The sequence below is a fragment of the Bacillus sp. FSL R5-0709 genome (genome assembly GCF_038004785.1).
Lineage (GTDB): Bacteria > Bacillota > Bacilli > Bacillales > Bacillaceae_G > Bacillus_A > Bacillus_A mycoides.
Genome location: NZ_JBBORT010000001.1, coordinates 2,151,377 through 2,163,858 on the forward strand (window position 1 = coordinate 2,151,377; position 12,482 = coordinate 2,163,858).

Below are 12,482 nucleotides of genomic sequence, written 5' to 3' on the forward strand. Positions count from 1 at the left end.
TTGAAAAAGACATTTTACCATTATATGATGAAGCACCGTGCAGCTTTATTTAAAAATGAAATATCAGATTTAGCAGAGGCGATGTATGATGATTTAAGTTTTCCGAAGCAATCTGAAGACTATGATGTAATTAGTTCATACTTAGAGTTAAGTGGAATGCTAGAAAGTATGTCTATATTTGATGATGCATGGGATTTATATATACAAGAGAGATAACGATATGAAGTTTTAGGAAAATGAAAGCATAATGAATACATTACTTTGAAAGAAGTGAAGTATTCATTATGCTTTTTTATTTACAATACGTCTTGCTGTTAGAACATAAATAAAAAGTGAAAGCTAGTTTAAATACTAGCTTTTTTAAGTTATATACAAATTCTACTTTTTTATTGAAAAAATTTATGAATATAAGCTTCTGTGATAAGCGTTTTTATGTAGGTTGCATATACTGTTATCAAAATCACGACGTTTAAAAAAGGAGAGATATTGATGGCAAGGAAAAAACAACCTAAATATAACGTAGGGGACATAGTCGTGATTACGCTATATGGAACCGTTGGGAAAGTTACAAATATGAAAGTTTTAGATGGAGTTTACGTATACGAAGTAAATAATCACGATGGATTTTATGTAGAACAAACTTTGCAGCATGTTACAGAGCAAGAAATGAAAAAGGGCGACACAGAGTGGATTGAATTAAATTATAACTTTACGTTTGGTGATCTCGTGCAAGTAACTGGATATGATAAAGATGTTTTTCGTATTGTTGGTTTTCGTACAGAAGTATGGAGATATAAAAATGATGCATGGGAAGATACTATATATGAATTGTCACGAATTACTGATGGTGAATGGTTAGAAGCTGATGAATCAGATTTAACATTACTTGCCAATGCACAAACGGCAAATGCAATTTTGAAGAAAATGAAACAAGATAAAGCTGGTATGAATAAATTAGATTTAGGAAAATTGAAGTCAATTAACAATTCGAAAAAAGTAAGTGTAAAGACGAATCGCCAAGAAATTATTGATGGGTTATTAGATATTTATAATGATTATCATTTATTGTTCGATACATTTAAAGATGAAGAATATAAAATTGTTATGGATGTTGTTCAAAATTATTTAGTTAAATTGACAGAGAAAAAATAGTTAACTAGAAAGAGAGAATAAATTGAACAACAACATATGCAGTATAAGGTATGCCTACAATTATTAAAAAAATAAAAAGCCATTTAATAAGAGAGTCTGCCCATTGATCTTCATGCATGAACTCTTCTTTTGTTTGCTCTACTTCGTATTGGTATTCCATTATTATTTCCCCCTTTGGATAGCTTGTACTAACATCGTATGCCCTTTACCTACATGATATGACTTATAAAAAAAGAAAAACTATTTTTCTAATCTCATATACATAATTTTGAGATTTTTTCATAAAACAGAAATAAAGGAGTGATGCTCATGAAGGAAATTGAAGTCGTAATTGACACGGAAGAGATTGCGGAGTTTTTTTATGAGCGACTAATTGAAAGAGGGTACGTTCCAAAAAGAGAAGAAATTGAGGACCTGGCAGATATTACATTTGAGTATTTATTAGAGAAATGCATGATTGATGAAGTTTTTGATGAAGAGGAAGATTGAAAGTAACGGCGGGCTTAACTCGTCGTTTTTTACTCTTTACAAACTTGTCACAAATATAGACAAGAATTGTTGGTATAATTAAAAGAAAATTTTATACAAGAGGTGAAGGGATGTTCAAAAAAATTATTGATTCTTTATTAGGAAAGAAAAAACATCGTTCGTATTCAAGTAGTGATTATCGTCATAGAGGGCGCTCGTATTCAAGTAGCGACTATAAACGACGTTCATCTGGTTATGGGCATCAGCATTATAAAAGAAAACGTAAAAGCCGTAGCTTCTTTTCAAGTAGCTGATGAAATGGCGTCGTATACTAGCTTTATTTGATAGACCACTGCGAAAAAATACAATCGTTGCAGAGCGTTATAAGATTGAATCAGTAATTGGAATGGGCAGTTATGGGGTTACATATGTCGTTAATGATTTACAAATAAATAAATATAAAGTCTTAAAACAATTAAGGAAAAGTAAACAAAGATATGAGTCTGGTAGAAAATCATTTGAGCAAGAGAAAGTGATTTTACAAACATTAAATCATGCGTCAATTCCTAATCTACATGATCATTTCATATGGGAGAAAAAGAACTTTTTTGTGATGGAGTATATGCCGGGGGAAAATTTCGAAGATCATATTTTCTTAGATGGGCAAGTATATGATGAACGTGAAGTTTTTGAAATTTTATATGAAGTACTAGGAATTGTTTCGTATTTTCATAGTAAAGGTATCATTCACCGAGATTTACGTATTCCAAACATATTAATGAAAGAAAATCAGATTAGTATTATTGATTTTGGATTGGCTAAATTGAAAGGTGAGGGTGATGAGCGTGCTATAACTTATGAAGGTGAACAAGCTTTGATGCGAGAAGTTCACTTTCGTAGCGACTTTTATGCGCTCGGTCATTTCGTATTATTTTTATTGTATGCTAGTTATCAATCGACTGAAAAAAAGGAAAAACCTTGGTATGAAGAGTTAGTGCTGGAAGAATATAATCGCGACATGCTGATGCGAATGTTACAAATGAAAGCGCCATACTATGAAAATGTACAAGATTTGAAAAAAGATGTAGCTTACGCTTTAGAAAGGATGGAGACCCCATGTTTCAAAAGTTTTTAGCAAGTGTTGGTATTGGTAGTGCAAAAGTAGATACCGTTCTTGAAAGAGATGAGTATACAGTTGGAGAAGAGATAGTAGGGAAGGTTCATATAACTGGAGGTTCAGTTAGCCAAGAAATTGAAAGCATTTACTTAACGTTGTCGACGTCATATGTAAGAGAAGTGGATGATAAAAAAGTAACTGCATCGTATGATTTAGAGCGAGTTCGTTTAACAGATCCATTTTCTGTAGAGCCAAATGAAAAAGTGGAAATTCCATTTTCGTTTTTAATGCCAATTGAAGCACCACTAACACTTGGAATGAAAACGGTTTGGGTTCATACAGGTCTTGATATTAAACGTAGTATTGATCCAAGTGACCGTGATTATATTCAAGTATTGCCGAATGCGCTATTGAACAGTGTATTAAATAGTGTAAATCAATTAGGTTTTAAAGCGCGTCATATAGAATGCGAAGAATTACCGTATCGATTACGTAAGCAAGTTCCATTCGCGCAAGAATTTGAGTTTATTCCAGTTTCCGGAGAGTATTATGGGAAATTAGATGAATTAGAATTATTAATTTTGCCAAGTGCCCACGATCGATTAGAAATTATTATGGAAGTAGATAGAAAATCACGTGGATTGGCTGGTTTATTCGCAGAAGCGCTTGATCTTGATGAGAAGGTTATTCGCTTTACAGTAACAAGCGAAGATATTCCAACGATGCAGCAAAAAATTAACAATAATATTTTTTAATAAACTATGCATAAAAAAGAAATGGAGAGGAAAACTAAAACAACCGCTCCATTTTTTTGCATAGTGAGGTTATGTATGTGAAACGATACCGACATTTATACTTGTTAAGTTGTACACTACTCATTTGTTTTGTCGCACTATCACTTTCGTATCATACCGCTTGTATTGAAAAATTTGATAATGTAGTCGCACACTTTATTCAAAGTTTCCGAAACGAGTATTTGACAACCTATTTTACTTGGGTGTCCTTTATCGGTTCAAAAAGAATATATTTCCCGTTACTCATTATACTTGTAATGTATTTTCTTCTTAGAAAAAAAATATTAAGTGCATTACTTCTAACAATTAATTATTACGGATCACGTTATTTGAACAGTATGCTCAAACTATGGTATGAACGAGCACGACCTGATGTGACGCAGCTTGTTACAGCAACTGGATATAGCTTTCCGAGCGGTCATACGATGAATGCTACTGCTTTTTTAGGATTTATTGCATACGTCACAATTACAGAAGATCGTATTTCATTGCATAAAAAGTTGCTGATTATTTTTATAGCAAGCTTCGTTGTATTATCTATTTCAGTTAGCCGAATTTATCTTGGCGTACACTATCCATCTGACATATTAGCCGGATGGGCAGCGGGCGGTAGCTGGCTCGTTTTATGTATTATATTTCATAAGGCGTTCATTAAAAAAGAACCTATGTCATAATAGGTTCTTTTTGCATGGGCTCCACATGAATATGAGCATGGTAAATTCCGAATTTTTTTCGAAGCATATCTTCAATATTGTCAGTAATACAATGGCTTTCGCTAACATCCATTCGAGCATCTACTTCAATTGTAATATCCACATACGTTTGGTTCCCATACATACGAGCACGAATATCTACAATATGTTCTACACCTGAAATATGCCCTATAGCATCAGCGTATTCATCCATTTTTTCAGGATCAATTCCATCCGTTAGCATATGAGAAGCTTCTACGAAAATTTCCCACGCGGTCTTACAAATAATAAGACCGACAAGTAAAGCAGCAATAGGGTCCAAAATAGGCATTTGGAACTGTGCTCCGACTATACCTACTACTGTACCAATACTTACAAGAGCATCTGATAAATTATCTTTTGCAGCAGCCTCTAATGATTTACTTTTTGTTCGCATTGCAATCTTTTTCGTATACTTGTATACACCGTACATAACGACAGCAGAAAATAAAGCCACCCATGCAGCAAGTACATTAGGTGCTGCTTGTTTCGGATTGAAAAACGATTGAATTGCACTAATAACAACTTCTAATCCGACCGTTGCCATAATAAAGGAAGCAACAAGTGATGCGATTTGTTCTGCACGCGAATGCCCATATGGATGATCTGGGTCACGAGGCTTACGAGAAATTTTCAGGCCAATTAATATTGCTAAAGAAGCACCAATATCCGTTAAGTTATTCAAACCGTCAGCACGTAATGCGCTAGAGAGGGTAATATAACTGATGATGATTTTCATAGAGGATAAAAATATGTAGGCTATAATGCTGACAATAGCACCTTTATCAGCTTCTTTATGAGAAAGAGAATCCATTTTAATCACTCGCCTTTCTACAAGGAATTTCTTTCTATACATAGAGTATCAAACGAAACTCGTGTGGGTCTATACAAACATTGTTGACGTTTTATAGCTTTTTAAGAAGGGGATAACAAAGTTTCGTTAAGGAAAAATATGTTGAAAAGTACAAAGTGGAAATTTATTAAACAATTAATGATGATTATGGCAAATGGAAAGAGGGCGAGAATAATGATTCTCAAAATTTTTTTCATATATATTTTTCGCAAAATGACTCTTTGTAATTCCTCATGTGAGTAATATATAAGAAATGATAACAAAATTCTTCAATAAGAAGAGGAGAAAGCATTATAATATTCACTTTCCAGAAAGAGACAAAGGCAAAGAACAATTTGAAAACGAAAAAAACCTCTGATGATTTTTCAGAGGTTTTTCGTTTCTTAGTATGCTTCTAAAAACTCAGTAACTTGCTCTTCCGTTTTTGCATTTGCACTATGTAAGTGACCTAACTTTTCGCCATTTTGATATACAAGTAGGCTTGGAATACCCATTACTTGATACTCTTCAGCAATACTTGGGAACTCATCTTTATTAATAGAATACCATTCAAATTTATTGAACTCTTCCATTACATCTCCGATAAAGTTGTCCATACGCACGCAATCTGGGCACCATGTAGTAAAGAACTTAACAACTACTGGCTCCTCGCTTGCGATGATGTCTTTGAATTCTTGTTCAGCTTTGATTTCTTTCATGTTTTTGACTCCTCTCAATGTCACACGGATAAGCTAGTATTTTTATGCAAAATCCGTGTTTGCAAACATTTTGCAAACATTAGTGTTTTTGAAATAGGTTGTTTGCAAAATCCTCGACTGCTTTTTCTTGTAGGCCTGGTACAACATGTGAGTAGGTGTCCAAGGTGATACCTACTTTTTTATACCCCAATCGTTCACTCACAATCTTCGGATGTATACCTTGCTTTAACATAATCCTCAGAACATGGAACCGAATATCAGGAACCTCACTTTTCTTTATAAGCTTTTTCCAGAGCTGTGTCAAACTTCTGAAACGGCAGACCAAATCGTAGTCATTATAGCTTTCATCATATCGCTCTTTTTCCTCAGAGATTTTTTGCAGATGGTCATTTAGTGCCATTAAAGTAATGTCAGGTAAAATCAGCAATCTTTTTCCATTGTAGACCTAAGATTTCACCTTTACGCATTCCACATGTAATAGCAAGAAGATAAGCGATATAATAACGGTTTTCTTTTGCATGTTCTAAAAAACGAAGATCTTCTTCATCGGTTAAAAAACCAGGGGGTTAACGCTGATTTAGTGGAGAGAGCTCATTATATCACTCTTTCGGAGGAGGTGAGTTAGGATGCGGAAATGGTTAAAGAAACTATTTTCGAAAAAACGCCCACCCTGCATTGTTTGTGAGGAACAAGAAGGTGAGCTTCAATTAAACGAAACTGATAGGATCTGTGAAAATTGTGCCCAAATTATGCATGGAAAAGGTATTGAAAGAGATGAATAGTACTCTTTACATCTTATTCCATATATAACAAAGCTGGTTAGCTTCTGATTCAAGCGCTATTAAATGATCATTATTAATAGAGTTATTCGTATACATTCTGTTCTTTTGGATGTTAAGAACCGTATAATTCACATCGTTATGTTCATTTGAAAATGTCGATTCGTTTAATAATGTCAGCGTTGAGTTGATGTTGTATTTATCAATTCGCTCTTTTTTTCCTTTGAAAAACAGTTTGATAAGATGCGGCTCATCATTAATGAGCAAACCGAGTTCAGGTGATGAGCGGACGATTAAATCATCTGATATCCAATGTGATTTACCTGGATCGAACCAAGAGACGTCTTTGTTTTTAATAAATTTTTTGTACTGTTTTATGACATCAATATAGTTTTGCTTTTTCTTCTGATCAACCGTTTGCACTAATGTTTCGAAACATTCAAAAGGTAGTTCGTTTTGATGAAATTTAATAACAGTATCTCGTAATTGTTTCCAGTAATCAAAAGCTGGTTGGTATTCCGGTTGAGATTTTAGATTTTTTACAAAGTTTGTTTTAGCTGCACTACTTTTCAGTGTGAAGTCTAAAAATTGTGTAAGTCCTACTTTAATTTCTGCCATATTACACCCCCTTTTCAAACATTACTAATTCGATAATGGAAAGGAAAATCCTGCATTTTTTAAGGAGGTGAGCTAGATGCTAGAAAACCCGATGTCCATGCACAATGGCTATGGTAAAGCTGATCCACAGGAGCAAGAAGGTATCATGACAACGTCTATCGATGCCGAAAAGTTACAAGATGCCATAAGTCGATTCCAAGCGTACGGGATTTAAAGGTACAACGCAGAAATGCAATCCTGCAGCATCCTGAATACCCGTGGATGCTTGCAAATGTAGACCGATTGATTGTCGGTGAAAAGATTAGCCTTGAATGCGAAAAATCGCCGGAATATTTCGGGAAAGAGTGAGGGTCAAAAGAAGGAAGGTGAACAAAAACGCTATTTGAATAAAAGCTAGTGGACTAGTTTTTAACACTCACTGAAATTAAGAATCATAACATACTTTGTAATAACTTATATGGAAGTGAGTTGAATAATAATGTTTTATTCATATTTTGATACCCGAGATAGAATGCGTCCGTATGGTACGGCGGGTATTACGTATAGCGGAGCACAAACTACAATTCAAGCTGTTCAACAAGCGTTACAAGCACAGCAGCAAATGCAACAAATACAGCAAGGCATACAACCGTACTATCCATCTATGGAGTATTATTACCCAATGCATCATATTACACCATACGGAATTTCTGTTTCAACAATTCCATATGGAACTGTATACAATTTATAAAAATATGCGGGGGAATAAATTTAAGTATTTATATAAGAGCGCAAGTACAGAGCGCCCTTATAAGAAATGATTCGTATCTAGGGAACAATTATAAAATTTTAGATATTGGAATGAGAATGTTACAACCTCATGAGTTATATACAACGCAAGGATTCTTAAGTGGGGGATATTATTTTTCCAAAATGAAAGGTGACGATAAGAATGATGAGAGAGGAATTTGGCAAAAATTATTGCCAACCGTCTATAAATTTTGGGTGTTTTACTATAAAAAAATATGAAAAAAGGCCCTGTTGTCTCCAACAGGGCCTTTCCTAAAATGGCAAAGAGTAACTCTTACCTTACTCCTTGTCCATAGAATACACAAAAATTATACGTTTGTACAGGTCAATAATTTACAATAATAATATTTTAATATAATGCTTACAGGTAATTCTGAAGGATGAAAAAGTATTTGCTATAGAGTAAGTGTTGATTTTAAAGTGTTTTTAAGAGAATGTTTACAACTCAACGATAATAAAGGAATATTGAAATAATAAAATATGAAATATTGCATATCTCACTTAACAATATAATCTATTCAATAATAATAAAATCGTACAGAGGAGTTTTTTCTGAAAATCCGAGTTGATGAAACTAGATAATTTGTATTACTGATTTAACCAGAATATTACATGAGTGCTTTGTTTTTAAAAGTTATACTTTCTCTTCGCTCTGCCTTATGGTGGAGCATTTTTATTTTTGTAATCGCAATAACCTGTCCAAACTTTCCAAGTCTAGCATACATATTATGCAGTAGTAGATTAGAAAGGAGCACTATATATGTCTTGTTATTACTACTGTAAGAATTGTGAGAGTTACCAAAAGAAAAATCATGATTGCTGTAAAAAAAGAAGTGATTATTATAATAAGTGCGGTAAAAGATGTGATGACTGTTCTTGCGATCATAAGGAGAATAACCTTGTAAGAGCATCTGCTTTTAGAGCTGTAAATACAGTTAATCAAAACCTTCCAGCTAATACTTTTGTTAAAGTATTATTTCAAAATGAACAATTTGATTTAGCGAACGAATATAACCCAGCAACATCAGATTTTACTCCGAAGACTAGAGGAGTTTATTCCGTAATTGGGACGATTGGTTTCTTTCCGAACGATACAAATTTAAATTATAGAGCGCGTGTAGAAGTTCGAGTGAATGGAAATGCGGCAATTGCTATAGATAACGACTTTTTTGGTCCAATAAATTTCGGTAATGTCGTAAGTGTTTCAACAATACTTCAATTACATGCAGGTGATATTGTCGAGATTTTTGCACAAAGTAGTATAGATGGGGTTATTAGTAGTACAGAAGACGGTTCTCATTTTGAGGCTGCAAGATTCCCATCTCCAATAAAATAAAAGACATGTTTGTGATTTATGGACTATTTTTTTGAAAAAGGCTCTACCTTATGGTAGGGCCTTTTAGTTAAAGGTGTTAAATTGGTAATATATTAAAATAAGTTCATAAACACTTGATAAGCAACACCTAGAGTTAATACGATAGCTAACAGTTTTGCTACCCATCTCGGTGCATTTAAATTTAGTAAAAGGGAATGACATATACTAAATGTAATGCCGAGTGTTAAAAGAATTGCGATAAGATATAAAATTAATAGGAATAAAGGTTGCTCTATGGAGCCGAAGTCAATTTTGGATGGATTCATGTAATATGTACCTCGTTTTTTATTAATATATTAATGAAATAATGAAGAATACAAGGAATTGGAAGAGTAATGTAATAAATACTATAAAAGTAAATTTGAAGTTATGGATGGAGTAGATAAAATAATCTTTGAACGACTATTCAAAGCCAACATTTGTTTAAGTTTAATATACAAGAACGAATGTTCTTGGTATACTGGAAAATAAAAAAGGTGCGTTTACATGACAAATTTTGGTAATATAATTGAAAAACTAGATGAAATGATTTACAAACCTAATAATCTATTAATTACTAAACGAAAAGAAGAAAAGCAAAATTCAGAATATGCAGGAGGGGTATTCCAGCTAAATAATAGAAGCATCCGATTTAGGGTATCAAAAATTACGCCTAATAAGATTGGACAATTTGTTTCTTTTTGGGAGAAGAATGCCTCTATGAGCAATCAGGCATTTTCTTATGATTCAGCTCCTAACCTTTTAGTTATCACTTGTATAGCGGATAATAAACTAGGACAATTTATTTTTCCAAAAGAGATTCTTCTAAAAGAAAAAATATTAAAAACTCAAAATCAAAAAGGGAAAATGGCTATGAGGGTTTACCCTATTTGGGATAAACCTATTAGTAATCAAGCTAAGAAGAGTCAATTGTGGCAACTTCATTATTTTGTCGATTTAAGTGATACTGAAAATGTAGCTACAGATAAATTATTAAACTTATATTCGTAGCACATAATAAGAAAGAATTGAAATATTCAATGTTCGTTCAGATGATATTTGGAAATATTAACAGGGTAAGCCGTTAAGTAAAGAATAAAAAAGGAGCATACAAATAAAGTATGCTCAAAAAAAGATAGGTTTTATGAGTGGAGAATCTCCATACGATAATATATGCGCATTTCATTAATATGTGTAAAATATCAATAAAATATCAACAGAATATCAATTAATGAGTTATTTTAGTTTTTTAATGAAGTCATGTTTTGTGAAATGAAAAAGAGCCGTTTCTTTTGAAAGATGCGGCTCTTTTTATTATTTTGTTATCGTACTGTTCGAAATGATAAATCATAAAATTATACGATTAACAATTTGATAATGATCGGACTTCAGTTATATATTTCTTGAAGTCTGGATATTGAGATACAGTTTGGCAGGTAGGGGTGAGTAGTTGATTAATTAAAGATACATTTGTAATTACTTCGTTACAAGGACCATAGAATGTAACTTTTAGCTTTGAATTCGGGGGAACTTTGAATACGATAGGGATTTTTTTCATTAAATAAACTCCTTACATAACAGAGGTTATATGTTTATTTCCTTTTAATTAGGAAGACATATTAATATAATATGTAATTTTTATTGTAGTTGATTATTACATATACTGTATGAGTTGATGTAATTTCTATTACGTATCAAAATAGTGTTGTGAAAAAATATATATCATGTTTATAAAAAGCTTAAAAACAGACTAATATGAGGGAATAAGCGTTAATTAACTTGTCTCTATATAATAAATTGTAAAAAGGCAGCTTTTTTTAGCTGCCTTTTTACAGGGAGATTGAAAAATCTTGGAGGTCATTCATGAGTATAAGCAAAAATTGCTTATATGTAGTATGTACATTATTTATAGTTTTATCTCAATATTTAGTATGAAATAAACGCAAGTTTATCGTTTACAAATGAAAAAAAGAAGGACTTATTTATTATGGATAAAAAGAAATTATTTAGTTTTAAAAAATGATGAAAATATATTTATTTGTCTTATAGAAGCTTGCTATTAGGCGTATGGGTCTAGCAATAAAACAAGCTTTGAATAAGATAATAAAAAGGAGTTGATTAGTAATGGGTTATATTGTAGATATTTCGAAATGGAATGGAAATATTAATTGGGATATTGCAGCGTCTCAGCTAGATTTAGTTATTGCTAGAGTTCAAGATGGTTCGAATACGGTCGATTTTATGTATCAAGGTTATGTGAAAGAAATGAAGAAACGTAGTATCCCATTTGGGAATTATGCATTTTGCCGTTTTATATCTATTTCAGATGCAAAAAAAGAAGCGCAAGATTTTTGGAATCGTGGCGATAAAAACGCTAAATTTTGGGTGGCAGATGTAGAAGTTCAAACAATGGTAGATATGCAAGGCGGGACTCAAGCATTTATTGATGAATTACGCCGATTAGGTGCAAAAAAAATTGGTTTATATGTAGGACATCACACGTATGTATCATTTGGAGCTCGCAATATTGATGCTGATTTTATTTGGATTCCTCGTTATGGAGGGAATAAACCAACATATCCTTGTGATATTTGGCAATATACTGATTCAGGAAATGTTCCTGGTATTGGAAAATGTGATTTGAATCAATTAATTGGGAATAAAAATCTTTCTTGGTTTATAGGTTCAAATCAAACAAATCAATCTAGTATTGGAGACAGTAAGCAACCAAATGGAATTGGTATTGCAGTTTCAAAATATGATGATGGATACGGAATTAATTTATATGAAAATCCTGCGAATCCGCAATTTATAGGAAGACTTACGAAAAAAATCCCATATTTAATCTATAAAGGTTATTGGGGAGGTGGCGAAAAAGATATGATTTGTTTAGGTGGTGAACAACAGTGGGCTAAGTTAGAACATTTTAATGTACAATGGTTTTATGCATATTCAAAGTACACACCTGGATATGAAATTAGAACGTACGATGGGCCAAACGGGAATGATACAGGTGCGGTCGATGGGAAGGTCCCTTATCGTATTTGGAATCGTCAAGATGGATATATAGATATAGGTGGGAACAAATGGATCAAAGAAGAACATGTGCAGATTAAATAAAAAAGTTGG

General features: G+C 32.8%; 20 protein-coding genes and 1 pseudogene. 14 read left to right on the plus strand and 7 right to left on the minus strand.

Features of this window, described 5'->3' with window-relative positions; genetic code table 11:
• A complete protein-coding gene (locus MKX37_RS11025) occupies window positions 1-216 on the plus strand; it encodes a YozE family protein (RefSeq protein ID WP_002085796.1) in 216 nt (71 codons plus the stop codon).
• A 273-nt stretch (window positions 217-489) separates the two neighbouring features.
• Window positions 490-1,152 (plus strand): hypothetical protein, encoded by a 663-nt coding sequence (locus MKX37_RS11030; RefSeq protein ID WP_002012647.1) that lies wholly within the window; start codon window positions 490-492, stop codon window positions 1,150-1,152.
• A gap of 4 nt (window positions 1,153-1,156) precedes the next feature.
• Here MKX37_RS11030 and MKX37_RS11035 read toward each other — a convergent pair whose 3' ends face one another.
• Window positions 1,157-1,312, minus strand: coding sequence for a DUF3930 family protein (locus MKX37_RS11035; RefSeq protein ID WP_002018281.1), 156 nt, complete (start codon window positions 1,310-1,312; stop codon window positions 1,157-1,159).
• Window positions 1,313-1,461: 149 nt separating this feature from the next.
• Between MKX37_RS11035 and MKX37_RS11040 the strand changes: the two genes are divergently transcribed.
• The 5 genes from MKX37_RS11040 to MKX37_RS11060 all read left to right on the plus strand — a co-directional run bounded on the left by MKX37_RS11040 (window position 1,462) and on the right by MKX37_RS11060 (window position 4,205).
• A complete protein-coding gene (locus MKX37_RS11040) occupies window positions 1,462-1,641 on the plus strand; it encodes a YozD family protein (RefSeq protein ID WP_002012644.1) in 180 nt (59 codons plus the stop codon).
• Between the two features lie 110 nt (window positions 1,642-1,751).
• Window positions 1,752-1,934, plus strand: a complete 183-nt coding sequence (locus MKX37_RS11045; RefSeq protein WP_000473368.1) for a hypothetical protein — start codon at window positions 1,752-1,754, stop codon at window positions 1,932-1,934.
• A complete protein-coding gene (locus tag MKX37_RS11050) occupies window positions 1,934-2,755 on the plus strand; it encodes a serine/threonine protein kinase (RefSeq protein ID WP_002127253.1) in 822 nt (273 codons plus the stop codon). The genes MKX37_RS11045 and MKX37_RS11050 overlap by 1 nt, the downstream gene beginning before the upstream one ends.
• Window positions 2,737-3,492, plus strand: coding sequence for a sporulation protein (locus MKX37_RS11055; protein ID WP_002127254.1), 756 nt, complete (start codon window positions 2,737-2,739; stop codon window positions 3,490-3,492). Before MKX37_RS11050 ends, MKX37_RS11055 begins: the two co-directional genes overlap by 19 nt.
• Before the next feature lie 77 nt (window positions 3,493-3,569).
• Window positions 3,570-4,205, plus strand: a complete 636-nt coding sequence (locus MKX37_RS11060) for a phosphatase PAP2 family protein (protein WP_002127255.1) — start codon at window positions 3,570-3,572, stop codon at window positions 4,203-4,205.
• On the opposite strand, the gene MKX37_RS11065 is transcribed toward MKX37_RS11060, so the two are convergent.
• From MKX37_RS11065 to MKX37_RS11075, 3 genes are all read right to left on the minus strand, one after another.
• Complete coding sequence (locus MKX37_RS11065; RefSeq protein ID WP_002085782.1) at window positions 4,195-5,076, minus strand: cation diffusion facilitator family transporter; 882 nt, start codon at window positions 5,074-5,076, stop codon at window positions 4,195-4,197. The two genes, MKX37_RS11060 and MKX37_RS11065, sit on opposite strands and share 11 nt — an antisense overlap.
• Before the next feature lie 422 nt (window positions 5,077-5,498).
• On the minus strand, window positions 5,499-5,813 hold the full coding sequence (locus MKX37_RS11070) for a thioredoxin family protein (protein ID WP_002012639.1): 315 nt from the start codon (window positions 5,811-5,813) through the stop codon (window positions 5,499-5,501).
• A gap of 79 nt (window positions 5,814-5,892) precedes the next feature.
• Window positions 5,893-6,240, minus strand: a complete 348-nt coding sequence (locus MKX37_RS11075; RefSeq protein ID WP_002127257.1) for a hypothetical protein — start codon at window positions 6,238-6,240, stop codon at window positions 5,893-5,895.
• Between the two features lie 199 nt (window positions 6,241-6,439).
• Between MKX37_RS11075 and MKX37_RS11080 the strand changes: the two genes are divergently transcribed.
• Window positions 6,440-6,595, plus strand: coding sequence for a hypothetical protein (locus MKX37_RS11080; RefSeq protein ID WP_002127258.1), 156 nt, complete (start codon window positions 6,440-6,442; stop codon window positions 6,593-6,595).
• 6 nt (window positions 6,596-6,601) lie between these two features.
• Here MKX37_RS11080 and MKX37_RS11085 read toward each other — a convergent pair whose 3' ends face one another.
• Window positions 6,602-7,210: a hypothetical protein gene (locus MKX37_RS11085; RefSeq protein WP_002012636.1), complete on the minus strand. Its 609-nt coding sequence runs from the start codon at window positions 7,208-7,210 to the stop codon at window positions 6,602-6,604.
• 76 nt (window positions 7,211-7,286) lie between these two features.
• Between MKX37_RS11085 and MKX37_RS27435 the strand changes: the two genes are divergently transcribed.
• The 4 genes and pseudogenes from MKX37_RS27435 (at window position 7,287) to MKX37_RS11100 (ending at window position 9,335) form a co-directional block, all read left to right on the plus strand.
• The gene (locus tag MKX37_RS27435; protein WP_002127259.1) at window positions 7,287-7,424 is read left to right on the plus strand and encodes a hypothetical protein; all 138 of its coding nucleotides are present in this window, start codon (window positions 7,287-7,289) and stop codon (window positions 7,422-7,424) included.
• Window positions 7,421-7,555: pseudogene (locus MKX37_RS11090) on the plus strand (YqaJ viral recombinase family protein); the annotation flags it as partial. The gene MKX37_RS27435 and the pseudogene MKX37_RS11090, both read left to right, overlap by 4 nt.
• A 133-nt stretch (window positions 7,556-7,688) precedes the next feature.
• Complete coding sequence (locus MKX37_RS11095; RefSeq protein ID WP_002127261.1) at window positions 7,689-7,940, plus strand: DUF3947 family protein; 252 nt, start codon at window positions 7,689-7,691, stop codon at window positions 7,938-7,940.
• An 819-nt stretch (window positions 7,941-8,759) separates the two neighbouring features.
• Window positions 8,760-9,335 (plus strand): C1q-like domain-containing protein, encoded by a 576-nt coding sequence (locus MKX37_RS11100; RefSeq protein WP_002127263.1) that lies wholly within the window; start codon window positions 8,760-8,762, stop codon window positions 9,333-9,335.
• Between the two features lie 92 nt (window positions 9,336-9,427).
• On the opposite strand, the gene MKX37_RS11105 is transcribed toward MKX37_RS11100, so the two are convergent.
• Window positions 9,428-9,640, minus strand: a complete 213-nt coding sequence (locus tag MKX37_RS11105; RefSeq protein ID WP_002012629.1) for a hypothetical protein — start codon at window positions 9,638-9,640, stop codon at window positions 9,428-9,430.
• 220 nt (window positions 9,641-9,860) lie between these two features.
• Between MKX37_RS11105 and MKX37_RS11110 the strand changes: the two genes are divergently transcribed.
• Window positions 9,861-10,364 (plus strand): MepB family protein, encoded by a 504-nt coding sequence (locus MKX37_RS11110; protein ID WP_002127264.1) that lies wholly within the window; start codon window positions 9,861-9,863, stop codon window positions 10,362-10,364.
• Between the two features lie 352 nt (window positions 10,365-10,716).
• Here the strand turns inward: MKX37_RS11110 and MKX37_RS11115 are convergent, their stop codons facing one another.
• Window positions 10,717-10,911, minus strand: a complete 195-nt coding sequence (locus tag MKX37_RS11115; RefSeq protein ID WP_002085768.1) for a hypothetical protein — start codon at window positions 10,909-10,911, stop codon at window positions 10,717-10,719.
• Between the two features lie 566 nt (window positions 10,912-11,477).
• Between MKX37_RS11115 and MKX37_RS11120 the strand changes: the two genes are divergently transcribed.
• The gene (locus MKX37_RS11120; protein ID WP_078422250.1) at window positions 11,478-12,473 is read left to right on the plus strand and encodes a glycoside hydrolase family 25 protein; all 996 of its coding nucleotides are present in this window, start codon (window positions 11,478-11,480) and stop codon (window positions 12,471-12,473) included.
• The last annotated feature ends 9 nt before the right edge of the window (window positions 12,474-12,482 follow it).